This window comes from Aquificaceae bacterium, from assembly GCA_037722135.1.
GTDB classification, from domain to species: domain Bacteria; phylum Aquificota; class Aquificia; order Aquificales; family Aquificaceae; genus Pampinifervens; species Pampinifervens sericum.
In genome coordinates, this window is record JBBKAW010000009.1 from 1 (window position 1) to 14264 (window position 14264).

At 43.5% G+C, this 14264-nt stretch carries 17 protein-coding genes; 8 read left to right on the forward strand and 9 right to left on the reverse strand.

Translation table 11 applies throughout. The features are described 5' to 3' along the window. Together WKI49_00645 and WKI49_00650 are read left to right on the forward strand one after the other, a co-directional pair. Window positions 1-201, forward strand: a 201-nt coding sequence (locus tag WKI49_00645) for a hypothetical protein (GenBank protein MEJ7621006.1), incomplete at its 5' end; no start/stop codon positions are given. Further along, window positions 198-440 carry a tetratricopeptide repeat protein gene (locus tag WKI49_00650; protein MEJ7621007.1) on the forward strand — a complete coding sequence of 81 codons (243 nt, stop codon included), beginning with the start codon at window positions 198-200 and terminating at the stop codon, window positions 438-440. The genes WKI49_00645 and WKI49_00650, both read left to right, overlap by 4 nt. A 2-nt stretch (window positions 441-442) precedes the next feature. Here the strand turns inward: WKI49_00650 and WKI49_00655 are convergent, their stop codons facing one another. The 3 genes from WKI49_00655 to WKI49_00665 are packed head-to-tail and all read right to left on the reverse strand — an operon-like array spanning window position 443 to window position 2971. After that, window positions 443-859 (reverse strand): phosphate-starvation-inducible PsiE family protein, encoded by a 417-nt coding sequence (locus WKI49_00655; GenBank protein ID MEJ7621008.1) that lies wholly within the window; start codon window positions 857-859, stop codon window positions 443-445. Continuing rightward, window positions 856-1635: a citryl-CoA lyase gene (locus tag WKI49_00660; GenBank protein ID MEJ7621009.1), complete on the reverse strand. Its 780-nt coding sequence runs from the start codon at window positions 1633-1635 to the stop codon at window positions 856-858. Before WKI49_00660 ends, WKI49_00655 begins: the two co-directional genes overlap by 4 nt. Before the next feature lies 1 nt (window position 1636). Next, entirely contained in the window at window positions 1637-2971 is a 1335-nt protein-coding gene (locus tag WKI49_00665; protein MEJ7621010.1) for a peptidylprolyl isomerase, read from the reverse strand. 53 nt (window positions 2972-3024) lie between these two features. Here WKI49_00665 and WKI49_00670 point away from each other — a divergent pair, with 53 nt between their 5' ends. The 3 genes from WKI49_00670 (at window position 3025) to WKI49_00680 (ending at window position 5169) form a co-directional block, all read left to right on the forward strand. Then, window positions 3025-3468, forward strand: coding sequence for a TraR/DksA family transcriptional regulator (locus WKI49_00670; GenBank protein MEJ7621011.1), 444 nt, complete (start codon window positions 3025-3027; stop codon window positions 3466-3468). Then, window positions 3465-4625, forward strand: coding sequence for an iron-containing alcohol dehydrogenase (locus WKI49_00675; protein ID MEJ7621012.1), 1161 nt, complete (start codon window positions 3465-3467; stop codon window positions 4623-4625). Before WKI49_00670 ends, WKI49_00675 begins: the two co-directional genes overlap by 4 nt. An 88-nt stretch (window positions 4626-4713) precedes the next feature. Continuing rightward, entirely contained in the window at window positions 4714-5169 is a 456-nt protein-coding gene (locus tag WKI49_00680; GenBank protein ID MEJ7621013.1) for a ligand-binding protein SH3, read from the forward strand. Here the strand turns inward: WKI49_00680 and WKI49_00685 are convergent. The 6 genes from WKI49_00685 to WKI49_00710 all read right to left on the reverse strand — a co-directional run bounded on the left by WKI49_00685 (window position 5166) and on the right by WKI49_00710 (window position 11362). Continuing rightward, window positions 5166-5513 carry a 6-carboxytetrahydropterin synthase gene (locus tag WKI49_00685; GenBank protein ID MEJ7621014.1) on the reverse strand — a complete coding sequence of 116 codons (348 nt, stop codon included), beginning with the start codon at window positions 5511-5513 and terminating at the stop codon, window positions 5166-5168. The genes WKI49_00680 and WKI49_00685 overlap by 4 nt on opposite strands. Then, window positions 5513-5743, reverse strand: coding sequence for a hypothetical protein (locus tag WKI49_00690; protein ID MEJ7621015.1), 231 nt, complete (start codon window positions 5741-5743; stop codon window positions 5513-5515). The genes WKI49_00685 and WKI49_00690 overlap by 1 nt, the downstream gene beginning before the upstream one ends. Next, complete coding sequence (locus tag WKI49_00695) at window positions 5721-6773, reverse strand: hypothetical protein (protein MEJ7621016.1); 1053 nt, start codon at window positions 6771-6773, stop codon at window positions 5721-5723. The genes WKI49_00690 and WKI49_00695 overlap by 23 nt, the downstream gene beginning before the upstream one ends. After that, complete coding sequence (gene trpS / locus WKI49_00700; protein ID MEJ7621017.1) at window positions 6770-7954, reverse strand: tryptophan--tRNA ligase; 1185 nt, start codon at window positions 7952-7954, stop codon at window positions 6770-6772. The genes WKI49_00695 and trpS overlap by 4 nt, the downstream gene beginning before the upstream one ends. An 89-nt stretch (window positions 7955-8043) precedes the next feature. Further along, window positions 8044-9102 carry a DegT/DnrJ/EryC1/StrS family aminotransferase gene (locus WKI49_00705; protein MEJ7621018.1) on the reverse strand — a complete coding sequence of 353 codons (1059 nt, stop codon included), beginning with the start codon at window positions 9100-9102 and terminating at the stop codon, window positions 8044-8046. Between the two features lie 79 nt (window positions 9103-9181). Next, a complete protein-coding gene (locus tag WKI49_00710; GenBank protein MEJ7621019.1) occupies window positions 9182-11362 on the reverse strand; it encodes a carbon monoxide dehydrogenase beta subunit family protein in 2181 nt (726 codons plus the stop codon). A gap of 108 nt (window positions 11363-11470) precedes the next feature. On the opposite strand from WKI49_00710, the gene WKI49_00715 reads away from it, so the two are divergent. From WKI49_00715 to WKI49_00725, 3 genes are read left to right on the forward strand one after another with little or no spacing between them, the layout of a single operon-like run. Next, window positions 11471-12403 carry a hypothetical protein gene (locus WKI49_00715; GenBank protein ID MEJ7621020.1) on the forward strand — a complete coding sequence of 311 codons (933 nt, stop codon included), beginning with the start codon at window positions 11471-11473 and terminating at the stop codon, window positions 12401-12403. Between the two features lie 7 nt (window positions 12404-12410). Next, window positions 12411-13787 (forward strand): argininosuccinate lyase, encoded by a 1377-nt coding sequence (gene argH / locus WKI49_00720; GenBank protein MEJ7621021.1) that lies wholly within the window; start codon window positions 12411-12413, stop codon window positions 13785-13787. Then, on the forward strand, window positions 13784-14008 hold the full coding sequence (locus tag WKI49_00725; GenBank protein ID MEJ7621022.1) for a hypothetical protein: 225 nt from the start codon (window positions 13784-13786) through the stop codon (window positions 14006-14008). Before argH ends, WKI49_00725 begins: the two co-directional genes overlap by 4 nt. Window positions 14009-14264 lie beyond the last annotated feature (256 nt).

Sequence of the window (14264 nt, forward strand, 5' to 3'; positions counted from 1 at the left end):
TTCCTTGGAGCACCCTTTGAGATAGAAAAGGACGAAGTGCTTAGGGAGTTCCTTTACACTTCAAGAAGACTGCTTGAGGAAGGTGGCTTTGGGTTAAGTGTTGTGGTCATATCATACAATCCCTTCGTGGAGGATATAATTTTAGAAAACTTGGAGAGGATACGTAGTCTTAACTACAGGTTTCATGGAGCAAGGCTATGATGGAAAAGGGTTATAAGGGTATTTTTAGCAAAATGGGAGAGGGTCTATTGGAGAAGTTCATAGAGGACTTGAAAAAGGAGATAGAAGAAAAGCCACAAGACCCAGAGCTTCTTTTTAAGCTGGGAGTTGCCTACACAAGAGCTGGAAAGGTTTCACAAGCAAGGGAGGTATACAAAAAGCTAAAGGAAATAGACCCACAAAAAGCCAGCGAGCTTCTTGACATCATATACGAAGTGTAGGCTCACTTGGTGGGTTTATATATCACCGTTAGGGTCCTTGCACCCACAAGAAGGGCTATACCAAGGGTCCAGAGGACCACATCAGTCCCCTTAAGATTCCCAGCGAAGATATATATCATAAGCTCTCTTATCATAAAGGCTATGGCTATTTCTATGAGTATTTCAATTCTAACCCTTTCGTGTTCAAAGTAGTCCACAAAAGCCCTTACCAGTTCAAGGAGTATAACTATAGACAGCACGTTGGTGACCAAGTCCTTTATACTAAGCCTTACTGTTTCCTCAGTGAATACAAAACCAAGTTCTAAAATGGTCCTTCCCAAGCCTACAAAAAGTGAGAAGAGAAGTATTACTATAGTGATGTTAAAGACTATTCCAGTAAAAAACTTGTAGATCCTTAATATGTTCTCTTGTATCTTCATATCCTTTTGAACTCTGGAGGTAGCTCCCTTGGTGGCACGCCAGTATACTCGGTCTCCGTTTCCTCATCAAGCCTTTTGGAGAAGGGCTTTTCCGTGGTGAGTTCTTCATAAACATGTGCAACAAGCCCCGGCACCCTTCCTATTATGAAAAAGCCCTTTCCGAGCCTCCAATCAAAACCCATCTCCGAAGCCACTGCAGCAATGCCTCCATCCACATTAAGAACCAGCCTTTTACCCTTTTGCCTGCCAATTTCCTCTTGGACCGCTTCCGCAAACTCACAGTGTTTGCCATAAAAGCCAAGCTCTTTGGCTATATCCATAAGCCTCTTTGTTCTTGGGTCAAAGTCTTTGTAGTATCTATGTCCATAGCCGGGTATGGGTCTTTTTGCCTCAAGATACTCTCTTACTATATCTTCCACGCTCCTTTGACTTGCCACACCCTCTTGTATAAACCTCATGGCATCCTCAAGAGCACCACCATGAGCGGAGCCAAAAGCAAGCACACCTGCCGCAACTCCCACATTGAGCGAGTTTCCACCAGAAGCGACCGCCCTTGCAGATATAACAGAAGGTGGTGCTATGCCATGGTCTATAATAGAGACGAATATGGCTTCCATCATCTTGGACTCTTTCTCGTTAGGAAGCTCACCTTTGAGAATGAGGTATATAGCCTGCGCAAAGCTCAAGTTCCCCACAAGGTCCAAGAGCCTATAGCCCCTTATGTAGGTCTCATGACCCACATGTTGTGTTATGGCGGTTCTCCACTTTTTCTCCATCTTATCCACCTCCAAGTAATTCTTTGTTTATGCGTATTTTAGTGTTCCTTTTCAAATATTCCACATACTGGTTTAGTATTGCCTGAGATTTAAGACTAAGTATGTCCTTGACCACCTCTTCCTTTTCTTCTGGCTTTAGTTCCCTTCTGCTTCTATTTTCCACAAACACTACACCATAGCCCTGTCTGAGAGGGTAAGGACCAAAGACCCTATCTTGAGATAGCACTATACGAACCATATCCTTTTGGTCTATGTTGACAACCGCATTAAGCTGAAGGGCTGGAGTGTCAGAAAAGTTTAGAAATCTCGCCTCTGGCTTTTTCCCCTCCTTCAAGAGCCTGGCAACTTCCTGTGCCTTTTGCTCTACCAAAGATAGAGACTTTTCCTCTACGAGTTTTTCCTTTACCTTTTCCTTTACCTTTTCAAAATCCTCATAACCTGCAGGGATAACCTGCTTGAGATACAGAACCACATAATCCTCACCCTCTTTTGTAATGCTTACCCTTTCCTGAGGGTTGAGCCTTTGAGCTTCTTTCTCAAGAAGACCGCCCATCTTCTGAAAGTCCTCTGGCAATTTGTATTCTTGATAGCCTTCTGCTTCTTTTCCAGCCTTTAGATTGTTATAAATAGACAGTGCCTTCTCCTTATCCTTTTCTCTCCACACCCAGACTACTTTTCCTTCTGGTCTTTTGAAAAGCTCTTTGTTCTTCTGGTAATACTCCAATAGCTCTTGTTCTGTAGGCTTGTATTTTTGGGATACATCCGCAGAGGTTATAAGGTAGAGACTACCGCTCAGAAGAGTGCTGTCCGCAAGAAGGTTTATTTCCAATTCCTTCTCTGTAAGATAAACACCGTTGGTTAGAAAGCTAAGGAGTTTTTGAATGCTAAGCAGTTTTCTTATGTATTCTTCATATTCCTTTGGCGTCATACCTATCCTTGAGAGCACCTCTCTGTATTTGGAAGAGCTAAAAAGTCCACCCTCTTGAAAGGAGGGGTCAGACTTTATAACTTCAACCACCTCTTCATCACTTGCAATAAAAGATAGGCTCTTTGCCTTTTGATAAAGTAGCTCTTGGGCTATAAGGTTAGAGATAACTTGCTCCCTTATTAGCTCTTCCATCTGTGGGTTTTGCAAAAGGTCGGAAAACCTCAAAAGCTCCCTTCTGTAGTCCTTAAGGGTTATACACCCTGAGCCTACCTCCACCACACACCTCTTAGAAGGAGAAGTTATATCACCGACGCCTCCTGCGAAGAAGAGCCAAAGGAAAAAGCCGGCGGTAGCTAAGGCTATTATAGCTACTGTTATGCCCTTGTGCTTGTGTAAAATGGAATACATGAGAAAAAATTTTAGCATATATTATTTTGAATTCCTTTTTAAGGAGGGCTAATATGCTAAGTAAAGAACAGCTTGAACTTTTGAGAGAAAAGCTCTTGGAGGAGAAGGCAAAACTTCTTGAACGCTACAAAAAGAAAGAAGACACACAGGCACGCATTGAGGAAGAGGTAAAGGAACCAGGAGACTTAGAAGACATAGGTCAGATGACCTACACGCAGGAACTTCTTGATACCCTGTCCTCAAGAGAGTTTTTCCTTATTAGAGAAATTGAACACGCCCTCAACAAGATGCAGGCAGGAACATACGGCATATGTGAATACTGCAACGAAGAGATACCCTTTGAGAGACTCTTGGCTATACCTTGGACAAGATACCATGCACATTGTGCGGAAAAGGCAGAAGAGGAAGGCATAGTGCCCACATACCCCGCCTTTACCTTTGAGGCAACCATACCAGAGGAGATGGAAATTCAAAGAGAAGACATAACAGAGGCATGAACTTTGAGTTTTATCTACCCGTTGAGATAATCTTTGGTATAGGTTCTGTAGACAAGGTGGGAGAGGTTGGTAAACGCTTTGGCTACAGAGTGCTCATAGTCACTGGAAGGAAAAGCTCAAAGGAGAATGGCTCTCTTCAAAGGGTGATTGAATCCCTTAGAAGAAACGGTGCGGAAGAAGTTCTGGTATTTGACGAAATTGAGCCAAACCCTACAGATAAGAGCGTAAACAAGGCAAGTGAGCTTGTGGTAAGGGAAAAGATAGACTACATTGTGGGTCTTGGTGGAGGTAGCAGTCTTGACAGTGCAAAAGCCATATCCATAGTTTCTTCCAATGAAGGCTACGCCTGGGACTATGTGAACTATCCTGAAGGTCCAAGGCTCATACCCTTCTTGAATAGACCTGTGATATGCATTCCTACCACTGCAGGCACGGGAAGCGAGGTAAACAGGTATGCGGTTCTTTCAAACCCCATAAGAAAGGAGAAGCTGGTTATATCTCACTCCTTAAACTACCCAAGGGTAGCCATAATAGACCCATCCTTGACTGTAAGTATGAACGCAAGGCTTACCGCCATAACCGGCATAGACGCCCTTATGCATGCCCTTGAATCCCTTACCAACAAACTTTCCAATACCTTCGCAGAAGAGTTTGCCATAAGAGCCATAAGCCTTATAAAGCAGTGGCTACCTATTGCCATAGAAGAGCCAGAAAATCTTCAGGCAAGGTCTTATATGAGTTATGCAAGCATGCTCGCAGGCATTGCCATAGACAGAAAAAGGGTAGCCCTCATACATGGCATGGAGCATCCCGTGTCCGCCCACTACCCTCAGGTAGCTCATGGAGAAGGTCTTTCCGCTTTGGCGGTTGCCATCACAGACTTTAATTACAAAGGAAATCCACAAAAATACGCCCTCTTTGCAGAGCTTATGGGTTATGAGCCAAAGCCTCACATGGCAGTAAAAGCCCTTGAGGACTTCTTAGAAAGGGTTGGTATGAGACTTAGCCTAAAAGACCTTGGCGTGGAAAAGGAAAAACTTGAAAGGCTTACAGAGGATGTGTATATGCTCTCAAGAGGCTTGTTTGCCATAAACCCCGTAGAGCCTACCCTTGAGGACGTGCAAAGGCTCTATGAAAGGGCATATGAGGGATATTGAGTGTCAATATTTATGATTTAACGCATAGTCTTTTATTAAGAATTTCATTATATTGTAATACACTTTAAAACTCTTAGGAGGTGCTAACATGTATGGAAACTATATAGTGGATGTTCCAGAGGATGCAGTGGTTAATATTAACTACGTGGTGCTCAAAGAGGGTGTTACCATTGACGATGTGGCGGAAAAGGTGGCATATTTGTGCGAGCATGTGAAGACTTACCACTCAGACACGGGCTTTTACGGAGGTTTTGTGGCACTCAACACTGGCGGTGTATCCCTTGAGGGCTCAACCGCAGGTCAGACCACAGAGCACCCACTCAAAAACAGAGAAGTGCTTATCATTACCTTCTGGAGGTCCTTGGAAGACCACGAAGAATCCCACAGAAGCGAAGGCTTTAAAAAGCTCTTTAAGGAGCTAACAGAGCTTGCAGAAAGCACCTACGAAGTGGTCTATCAGATGCTCTGGCAAGGTAAAGCCTACGACCCAGAAACGGCAAAGAAGGCAAGGGAAGCAAAAGAGAAACACTGCGTCAACTGTTAATCTTCCCAATACTCCGCCCCACAGTCTTCCTTTTCCCAAACCACAACCTTGGAGACTGTGGGGTATTTTTCTTTGACCTTCTCATAAATCCACTTTGCCATATTCTCCGCACTTGGAGAGAAGTCCACAAACTCGTTCAAAAGCCTGTAGTCTGGCAATAGCTCTCTCAAGAAGGCGTCAACCTCCAAGAAATCGTAGCCCATACCGCCTGCATCCACCTTGTCCGCCCTTATGTGCACCTCTACCATCCATGTGTGTCCATGAATAGGCTCTGGAGCACCATGATAGTCTGTTAGAAAGTGAGCCCAGCTAAATTTTTTCCTCACTATCACATTCCAAGGCATTAGTCTATCTCCTCTCCTCTTATTAGCCTCTGTGCATAGTTTACACAAGCCAAGACCATAAACCACAAGGCGTGATTGTTGATATCCTCAAACTCTTCTTTGACCCACAGACTTCCATCTTCCCTTTTGACTAACTTTATGTATTCAAAGGCTTTTAGAGCCAAGGCTTTGTTTGAAACCTTCTGTAGGATCTTCTCCTTTATCTCCTCAGGAAGCGGTAGCTCTTGCATGCTTATCCTCCCTAAAAGAAAATATAAAAAGTGGCACAAGCCCAAAGTAAAAGTTCCATAGTCTGAATTTATAAGTATAGCCGAGAAATAGGCTATTTTCAGAGGGAATTGGTAGCTCAAAGTATGAGCCTAAGTATGACTTTTCCCTTTCCTTTTCCAAAACTAAAAGTAAGCAGTTAGTTGGTGGAAGGATTTTGAGCCATGAACCCTCCTGCCAGAAGAGGGTGGACTTTTTACTAAAGGAGATTACCCCTTTACCTCTCTTGAGCTCCTTAAGGAAGTCCTCTTTGCTTTCTATCCTTTTACTGCTTATGAGAAAGTTGCGTAGAATCCTAAAACTGTGCGTATAGTTTGGAAACAAAAACCTTATGCCCACTTCCCTTATGTATACCTTTACATGGTGGTCAAGCCCTGCAACTATTGGATTTTTTATACCCATCTTCATATACATAAGAGCGTATCTTTTTATGTCCACAAGCCTCTTTATAAAGTTCAAAGCCAAGTTTATGGAGATTAAAGACCTTAGAGTTATGTAAGGCAGGAGAAAGAAAAGGAGCATTTTTCTCTCAAGCAGAGCATCCTTTAGGTCTATTAGCTCAAAAAGATAATCTTCTGGAAGTGGTAGACGCCATTTGTATTTTTCCTTGAAGGGATGTGCTACCACTTTTAGGTCTCCCACTTCAAGAATATCTCCAAGCACTCTACCCTTTTCATCTGTAATCTTTACTTCCTTACCCGCTATTATGCCCTCATCCGCAAAGTATTTTATATGGTCGTTGTCGTGGTCTGTAATTATGAGAAAATCTATATCTTCTTCCCTTGAAGCCTTTTTTAGGTCCTCTGGTTTTCCAAGAGAGTCGTAGGAAAACTGTGTATGGATATGGAGCTCAAAAGAATACAAATATACAGGTGGTAGCTCTGGGAAACTCGTCTTATTTACCTTTTCAACCTTAAAAAACCTTATAGGATAAAGCTCTGCAACCAGTATATATACTGCAAAGAGAAGGATTGCCAGAAGTATGTAGGTCATCCCACTCTTGTTTTTAATCTCACTTCTTCCATAGTTTCTTTGGCTATCTGTCTTGCCTTTTCTGAGCCTTCCTCAAGTATATGTATAAGAAGCTCCCTGTCTTTGGCAACTTGTTCTCTTTTTTCTCTGATAGGTTTAAGAAAAGCCTCAAGACCCTCAAGCATGATTTTTTTACAGTCCACGCATCCAAGTTTACCACTTTTGCATTCCCTTTCTATTTCTTGAGTTCTTTCTGATGGAGAGAAAATCTTATGGTAGAAAAACACAGGGCATATCTCTGGTCTTCCGGGGTCTCCTCTTCTTAGCTTTTGTGGGTCTGTGTAAAAGCTCATGACTTTCTTCTTTACCTCTTCTTCGCTGTCCGCAAAGTATATGGCATTGTTATAAGACTTGCTCATCTTCCTTCCATCTGTGCCTGGAAGCCTTGGAGTTTCTGTGAGTATAGCCTGAGGCTCTGGAAAGGTTTCTCCGTATAGGTGATTAAACCTTCTTGCTATTTCCCTTGAGAGTTCTATGTGAGGTAGCTGGTCTTCTCCCACAGGGACTGCCTGAGCCTTGTATATGAGTATGTCCACTGCCTGAAGCACGGGGTAGCCTAAAAAGCCGTAAGTGTCCGTGTCGTAAAAGTCCCTCTTTGAGACATTGAGTTCCTTAAACATTTCCTTATCCAGATATCCCTCAAAGAGAGCGGTTATAAGAGCGTCAGATATGGTGTCAAGAAGGAGCTCCTCAAGAGCGTCAAGGTCCTCAACCTTGTAAGGAAGTTTTGCCACAAGGGTCTTTACGTGGTCTCTAATACCACCTTTAAACATAAGGCTAAGGTCCGCAATTCTAAGGAGGTTATACTTAGTATCTTTGTAAGTGGGGTTCCACTCAAGCCAGCTCTTGGGTGTTATCATGGAAAATATGAGGAAAAGCTCCGCGTGTTCCTTTACCTTTGATTGTTGAAATACCACACTCTTTTTTGGGTCAATGCCTAAAGTAAGCCAGTCTATTAGCATATCTTCTATGTTTTGAGGTATCTCCTCTACCCTTTTATAGCCTGTAGTGAGGGCATGCCAGTCCGCCACCATATAAAAGGTTTCGTGCTCCTCTTGGAGTTTTACCCAGTTTTTTATCACACCAAAGTAATGCCCAAGGTGCAGTTTACCTGTAGGTCTCATACCGCTTAAAACTCTCATGGTCTAAATATTAAAACACAGTTGACGATTATATTTGTTTTGACTTTTAAAAAACAGTAAAAACTAAAGCTGTGTTGAAATGGCTATCTTCAACATAAGGGGTTCGGAGCTAACCCAACCTCAACCATAAGGCTTTCTGTGATAAAGTTTATCTCTTCCTCGGTAAGGTAGGGATGGACTGGTATGGAAAAGACTTCTTTTCTGAATTTTTCTGCATTCGGTGTGGGTAAGTGCTCTGCGCCTCTTAGCTGGTGCAAAAGATAGCTATAATAGACCCTTGCGTCCACACCCTTTTCTCTTAGTTTTTCCACTATGGCGTCTCTGTTGGGATGCCTTAGGGTATAAAGATGGTATACGTGGTATGCTCCTTCTCTTTCCACAGGATGGACAAAGCCGCCGTTTAAGGATTGCATATACTTAAATGCATTCTCCCTTCTTTTTTGGTTGTGCTCTTCAAGCCTTTTTAGCATAAGGTATCCTATGCCTGCTTGAAACTCGGTTATCCTAACATTAAAGGCAGGGTGGTCTCCAAAGTCTATCCACTTTTTAATCTCTTTAGCGAGTTTGTCACTGTTTGTGGCTATTGCACCACCTTCTCCCATAGGTAGGTTCTTGGAGGCATAAAAGCTAAAGGCGGAAATATGCCCGAGAGAGCCAGCCCTTTTGCCCTTCCAAAGAGCTCCGTGAGCTTGAGCGGAATCTTCAAGCACATAAAAGCCATATCTTTCAGAGAGCCACATAATGGCGTCCATATCCGCAGTCTGTCCGTATAGATGCACGGGTATAACCACCTTTGGTCTGTATTTTTTTACCGCATCCTCAAGTTGCTCAGGGTCCATGGTATAGTAATTGTCCACATCCACCACCACTGGCACACCACCCGCAAGATAGACCGCATCAATGGTTGCCATAAAACTCATAGCAGGGACTATTACCCTTTTTCCCTCAACACCAAGAGCCTTCAAAGCTATAAAGAGAGCCACAGTTCCAGAGCAAACAGTAAATACATGCTTTACACCAAGGTATTTGGCAAACTCCTCTTGAAAGAGAGAAGTCCACTTACCCCTTGTTATCTGTCCACTTTCCAATATCTCAAGGACAAGCTCTTTTTCCTCCTGTGTAAACCTCTGCTCAATAATTTTAATCATAATCAGACCAATATATGCCTAATGCCTTTGCAAAGTTGCGAAGGGTAAATTATATCAAATCCATAACAGTTGCAAATTTTCACAAAAGCTTAAGCAAAGTTTCCAACTTCTCCGCATCAGTGAAGCTCGTAGACAAGTCCGCAGTAGGATGTCCATAAAGACCGCAAAGGGCAACCACTTTGGTGTCCGTGTGCTTTTTCAAAAGCCTTATTACAAAGTCTGTCCTGTAGCAATGGACTCCCACAAGCACCGTTAGGTCGTGTTTCCCGTGCAGGACCGCATGGTGTGGGTTTGGTGGGTCCATCTCCACTGTAGGGTCATACTTTTTGAGCTTTGGTCTGTAGTCAGGCAAGACCTTTACATTAAACTTCCCAACCTTTTCTATCAGTTCCCTTACAAGCCTTGCCTTGTTTTGTAGCTCCTTATCTCCAAAGTCCCAAAAGAGCAAGGGTCCCACCACCAGCGTGGGTCTTTCCGACTCCCTTATCCACTTTGCAAGGGTTTCAAAGGCTTGCTGGTAGCTAAGGACTTCTTCTCCTATGGTTGCCTCCCCGAGGAAAACTTCCCTTTGCATAGAGGTTCTTGTCCTGTCCTCCTCAGGCGTCGGCACTGCCTTAGGCTTTTTGTAATAGGAGGGTTTAAAGTCCACAAGGTAAGGTGAAAAGTCAAAGCTAAGCTCCCTTTTACCAGTTCCTTCTTTCACATCTTCCTTTATGGAAAGGCTCTTGTAGAGGTCTTCTTTTATGAGGTCAAGCTCCACTGTAAACTCTCCATGATATGCCTTTTCTTCCTCTTCCACTCCAAGACTGTAGCAAGTGGTCCCTACTATATCAAAAAGCACACCCTTGGCACCTTCTTGAAAAGCCCTTCTGAATATCTCATACCGCTTTTCGTAAAACTCATAACAGCAGTGTCCTATGTAAGTGTATCCATTCTGAGCACACCAAAGGAGCGTATCCCTCAAAAGCTCAAAGGAGGTTATAGTAATAGGTATCATGCCCTTTTGGTAAGCGAGCCTGTAGGCATCTCCTACCGTGCAACCTCCACACTCCCCACAGTCGTCAAGATGTCTATAGTCGCACCAGCGAGGCTTGGCACAGTAAGGCAGAAGCATAACCTTAGCCTTTTCTATGTTTTCTATAAGCCCACCACCTATGGACGCTATTATGTTATTCAGTCTTTTTTTTTCTATACCCAAGTCTATTCCCTCTATTTTCCGCAGAGGGAAAAGCACAGCCTCTACAAGGTCATCCACTGTAAGGTTTAGCCCTTCCCAGTCCCTTTGAGAGAAGAACTCCCTTATTCTCTTTTCCACATCCACTATGGGTGTGTGCTTTAGATAAGCCTCAAGGTCGTATATGAGCCTTTGAGGTCTCACGAAAAAGTCTCCGTTTATTATTACCTGTTGGAGGACCTTGCTCTGCAGGTCCACCTTGGCGGAAACCCTAAAGGTTCCACCAGGGCATCTGTATATGCCATAGAGCATTTCACTATCTTCAGGTGCCTTCTTTACATGATAGACCCAATCATCACTTCTAAAATAGTCCCTTTTTTCTTCAAGTAGCCTTATCTCCTCCTGTGTAAGGTCTCCCCACTCAAATTCAATGTTGAGTTCTTCCCTTAGACCCTCAAGGAGTGCGGAAAAAACCTCTTCCTTGGGAGGCAGATACCCCAAAGCCCTCTTTACCCACTCAACCCTGTCCTCTGCGGATTTTATACCCTTTGAGGTGAGCTTTTCCACAGGAATCTGCAGGGACTTTAGCATCCTTTCCACGTTAAAGTCCATAAGCACCGTTCCTTGATATAGGAAAGCTCTGCCTTCAAAAACTCCACCTGTGCCAGATATCTTTCTGCCCTCCACCTCTATGTCATTTCTTGGTCTAAACTCCGCCCTTATTCCAAGTTTTTGAAGTCCCTTTGCCACACCGGTGCATATTTTCCTTGTAAGCTCTTCGTAGCTAAGGTTTCCAAGCTGGTCGGTGGTGGCTATAACCTCCCAACCTATCTGCGTTTCGTCAAAGTATATGGCACCACCGCCTGTTATCCTTCTTCCTACCTCTATGCCCTCTCTTTGTGTATATTCAAGCCTTACCTCTTGCTCCACAGCTTGATGAAAGCCCACAAGCACGCACTCAGGTTTAAACTGCAAAAACCTTATAGTGGGTGGAATTTTACCTTCGGACATTAAGTCCAGCATTATCCTATCAAGTGCTATGTTCTCATAGTGAGGTCTTTGACCTGTATACAAAACTCGCCACATACCTGCCTCCTTTTTAAGTTCAAGTAAATTTTAGGCTTTTGTGTGGATTGTTTTTGTGATATGCGTCAGATTATCTCAAGAAAGGCTGTGGTAGGCTTTTAACAGGTTATGAGTTTTCTTGTCAAGTTTCAAAGCCTTTGGGTCATCTTTGCAGTCCTTTTAGGTTTGTATTTGAGTAGGTTTGAGGTTATAAGGGAAATCTCTGGCTACCTTATAACGCCCTCCTTGGTTCTTATGCTCTTTGGTCTATTTCTTGGCATGCCCTTTAGAGAAGTGTTAGATGCTTACAGGAACCGTAGGTTTTTCCTTATAAGCCTAATGGTTAACTTTCTCATTACTCCTGCGGTTGCATATCTTCTTGGGTATATATTCCTAAGGGAAAATACAGCCCTCTGGATAGGCTTTGTGATGCTCTTAGTCACTCCTTGCACTGACTGGTATCTTATCTTCACCGCCATGGCAGGCGGAAACCTACCCCTTAGCACCTCCATACTTCCTGTGAACTTTTTTATGCAGGTAGCCCTTTTACCCTTTTATCTGGAGCTATTCTTTTCTAAGGAAGGCTTTGTTAACCTCTGGTCTATTTTGGAAAGCATAGCCTTTGTGATAGTGTTGCCCCTTCTTACTGCCCAAGCCCTCAGAAGGTTAAGGTTTTCGGAGAGGCTTTCCTTCTTAGTGAATTTCCAAAGCCTTTTTCTCTTTATTGCCATCGTATCCATGTTTGCCTCTCAAGGTCAGGCTATAACCCACAACCCCTTTTTGCTCTTGAAAATGCTTCCACCTCTTCTTATCTTCTTTCTCTTTGCCTTTTTAGTAGGTGTTTTTCTTGGACGCCTTTTACTCAGGAGCTACCAAAACACTGCCAGCTTGACCCTTACCCTAATGGCAAGGAACTCACCCATAGCTTTGGCTATAGCCCTTACCGCCTTTGAGAACGAACCTCTTATAGCCCTTGCCTTGGTGATAGGACCCTTGGTAGAACTGCCCGTGCTCTTTTTAGCAGTAAGAGGGCTTTTACTCTTAAAGAAATTGAGCTTATAATTTTCCCATGCAAAAGCCTTGGGAAGGCAGGTTTAAAGAAAAAACAGAGGAGTTTGTGGAGAGGTTTACCCAGTCGGTAAGTTTTGACAAGGAGCTTGCCCTGTGGGATATAAAACAAAGCAAAGCCCACGTAAAGACCCTACAAAAGGCTGGAGTGCTTACAGAAGAAGAAGCTCAAAAACTCCTTCTTGGTCTTGAAGACATAGAAAAGGACATAAAGGAAGGAAGTTTTGACTTCAAGCAGGAGCTGGAAGATGTGCATATGAACATAGAGGCGGAGCTCATAAGAAGGCTTGGAGAAGTGGGAGGAAAGCTACACACCGCAAGAAGTAGAAACGACCAAGTGGCTACCGACGAAAGACTATACATAAAGGACAAGCTAATAGAGGTTATCCAAAGTCTAAGAGCTCTCAGAAAAGAGCTCGTGAAATTAGCGGAAAGGTCCGTAGATATCCTACTGCCTTCCTACACTCACCTTCAGAGGGCTCAACCCATAAGGCTTGCTCACTACTTTCTTGCCTACAGAGAGATGTTTCTAAGCGACGAGCAAAGGTTTATGAACGCCTATAGAAGTGCGGATTGTTTACCCCTTGGCTCTGGAGCGTCCGCAGGCGTAGACTTTCCACTGGATAGGTTTTATACCGCAGAGCTCTTAGGCTTTGGTAGGCTCTGTAGAAATTCCCTGCAGGCAACTGCAGAGAGGGACTTTATCCTTGATGTGTTATACGCCTGTGCGGTCTGTGGCATGAAGCTTTCAAGGCTTTCAGAAGACTTGATAATCTGGTCTACGGAGGAGTTTGGCTTTGTGGACCTACCCGACAGGCTATGCACTGGAAGCTCCATAATGCCCCAGAAGAAAAACCCAGATGTGCTTGAACTAATAAGAGGCAAAACTGGAAGGCTTTATGGAAATCTTATGAACCTTTTGGTGGTCCTAAAGGGTCTTCCCATGGCATACAACAGAGACCTACAAGAGGACAAAGAACCCCTCTTTGATAGCTTAAGGACTATAAAGGACTGTATTGAAGGTATGACGCTTGTGTTAGAAGGTATGAGTATAAGGGCAGACAGGATGGAAAAGGCAAGCGGAGGCTTTACCCTCATGACGGACCTTGCCAATTACTTGGTCTTGAAAGGAGTCCCCTTTAGGCAGGCACATAAAACCGCAGGCTCAATAACCGCCTACCTTCTTGAAAAGGGTAAAAAACCAGAGGAGCTTACCCTTGAAGAGCTAAGGAGTTTTTCTGAGCTTTACCAAGAGGATGCCTTAGAACTTTTAGCACCGGACAAGGTAGCAGATAGGAGAAAAACCTATGGCGGGACTGCAAGGGAAGAAGTTTTAAAAAGGCTACAAATAGCTAAAAGGGAGGAAGGTTTGCCATGAAGATGCTTTTGGTTTTTCTTTTGCTTATAATAACTGCAGGGATATCTGGCACTATAGTATTCCTCAATCAGGAAAGGGTTGTGCTTGTGCTTACGCCAACCTTTGGAGATGTATACTACATAGTCCCTCCAATGCCTCTGGGGCTTTTGGTGGTTTTGAGTTTCTTTATAGGTCTTCTTGTGGGATATATCACTGGAGTTATATCTAAATTCTTCAAGTAGAGTTTATAGATTGAACTCCTATCTTAATGCGTGGAGCAGGTCTTCAGCAACTAAAAGTTTTTTTAAACAAAATCAGTTACCTTGTTTGGCACATAGCCGAGCCTACCTTCTATGAGACTTGAAACCATCTTTTGGATGGACCTTCCTCAAGACCTATTTGCTCGCCTTCCTTAAGCCCGAGCCTATACAAAATATCCTTTTTCAGTTTTTTCTTTGGCAATCTTATATCCTCAGGTCTAACCACTATAGGCATGTG

Bases quoted from the DNA above. Each gene is read 5' to 3' on its own strand.
- WKI49_00675 (MEJ7621012.1), top strand. From the start codon at position 3,465: ATGAACTTTGAGTTTTATCTACCCGTTGAGATAATCTTTGGTATAGGT.
- WKI49_00710 (MEJ7621019.1), bottom strand. From the start codon at position 11,362: ATGTGGCGAGTTTTGTATACAGGTCAAAGACCTCACTATGAGAACATA.
- WKI49_00670 (MEJ7621011.1), top strand. From the start codon at position 3,025: ATGCTAAGTAAAGAACAGCTTGAACTTTTGAGAGAAAAGCTCTTGGAG.
- WKI49_00725 (MEJ7621022.1), top strand. From the start codon at position 13,784: ATGAAGATGCTTTTGGTTTTTCTTTTGCTTATAATAACTGCAGGGATA.
- WKI49_00650 (MEJ7621007.1), top strand. From the start codon at position 198: ATGATGGAAAAGGGTTATAAGGGTATTTTTAGCAAAATGGGAGAGGGT.
- WKI49_00705 (MEJ7621018.1), bottom strand. From the start codon at position 9,102: ATGATTAAAATTATTGAGCAGAGGTTTACACAGGAGGAAAAAGAGCTT.
- WKI49_00685 (MEJ7621014.1), bottom strand. From the start codon at position 5,513: ATGCCTTGGAATGTGATAGTGAGGAAAAAATTTAGCTGGGCTCACTTT.
- trpS (MEJ7621017.1), bottom strand. From the start codon at position 7,954: ATGAGAGTTTTAAGCGGTATGAGACCTACAGGTAAACTGCACCTTGGG.
- WKI49_00665 (MEJ7621010.1), bottom strand. From the start codon at position 2,971: ATGTATTCCATTTTACACAAGCACAAGGGCATAACAGTAGCTATAATA.
- WKI49_00680 (MEJ7621013.1), top strand. From the start codon at position 4,714: ATGTATGGAAACTATATAGTGGATGTTCCAGAGGATGCAGTGGTTAAT.
- WKI49_00690 (MEJ7621015.1), bottom strand. From the start codon at position 5,743: ATGCAAGAGCTACCGCTTCCTGAGGAGATAAAGGAGAAGATCCTACAG.
- argH (MEJ7621021.1), top strand. From the start codon at position 12,411: ATGCAAAAGCCTTGGGAAGGCAGGTTTAAAGAAAAAACAGAGGAGTTT.
- WKI49_00695 (MEJ7621016.1), bottom strand. From the start codon at position 6,773: ATGACCTACATACTTCTGGCAATCCTTCTCTTTGCAGTATATATACTG.
- WKI49_00660 (MEJ7621009.1), bottom strand. From the start codon at position 1,635: ATGGAGAAAAAGTGGAGAACCGCCATAACACAACATGTGGGTCATGAG.
- WKI49_00655 (MEJ7621008.1), bottom strand. From the start codon at position 859: ATGAAGATACAAGAGAACATATTAAGGATCTACAAGTTTTTTACTGGA.
- WKI49_00715 (MEJ7621020.1), top strand. From the start codon at position 11,471: ATGAGTTTTCTTGTCAAGTTTCAAAGCCTTTGGGTCATCTTTGCAGTC.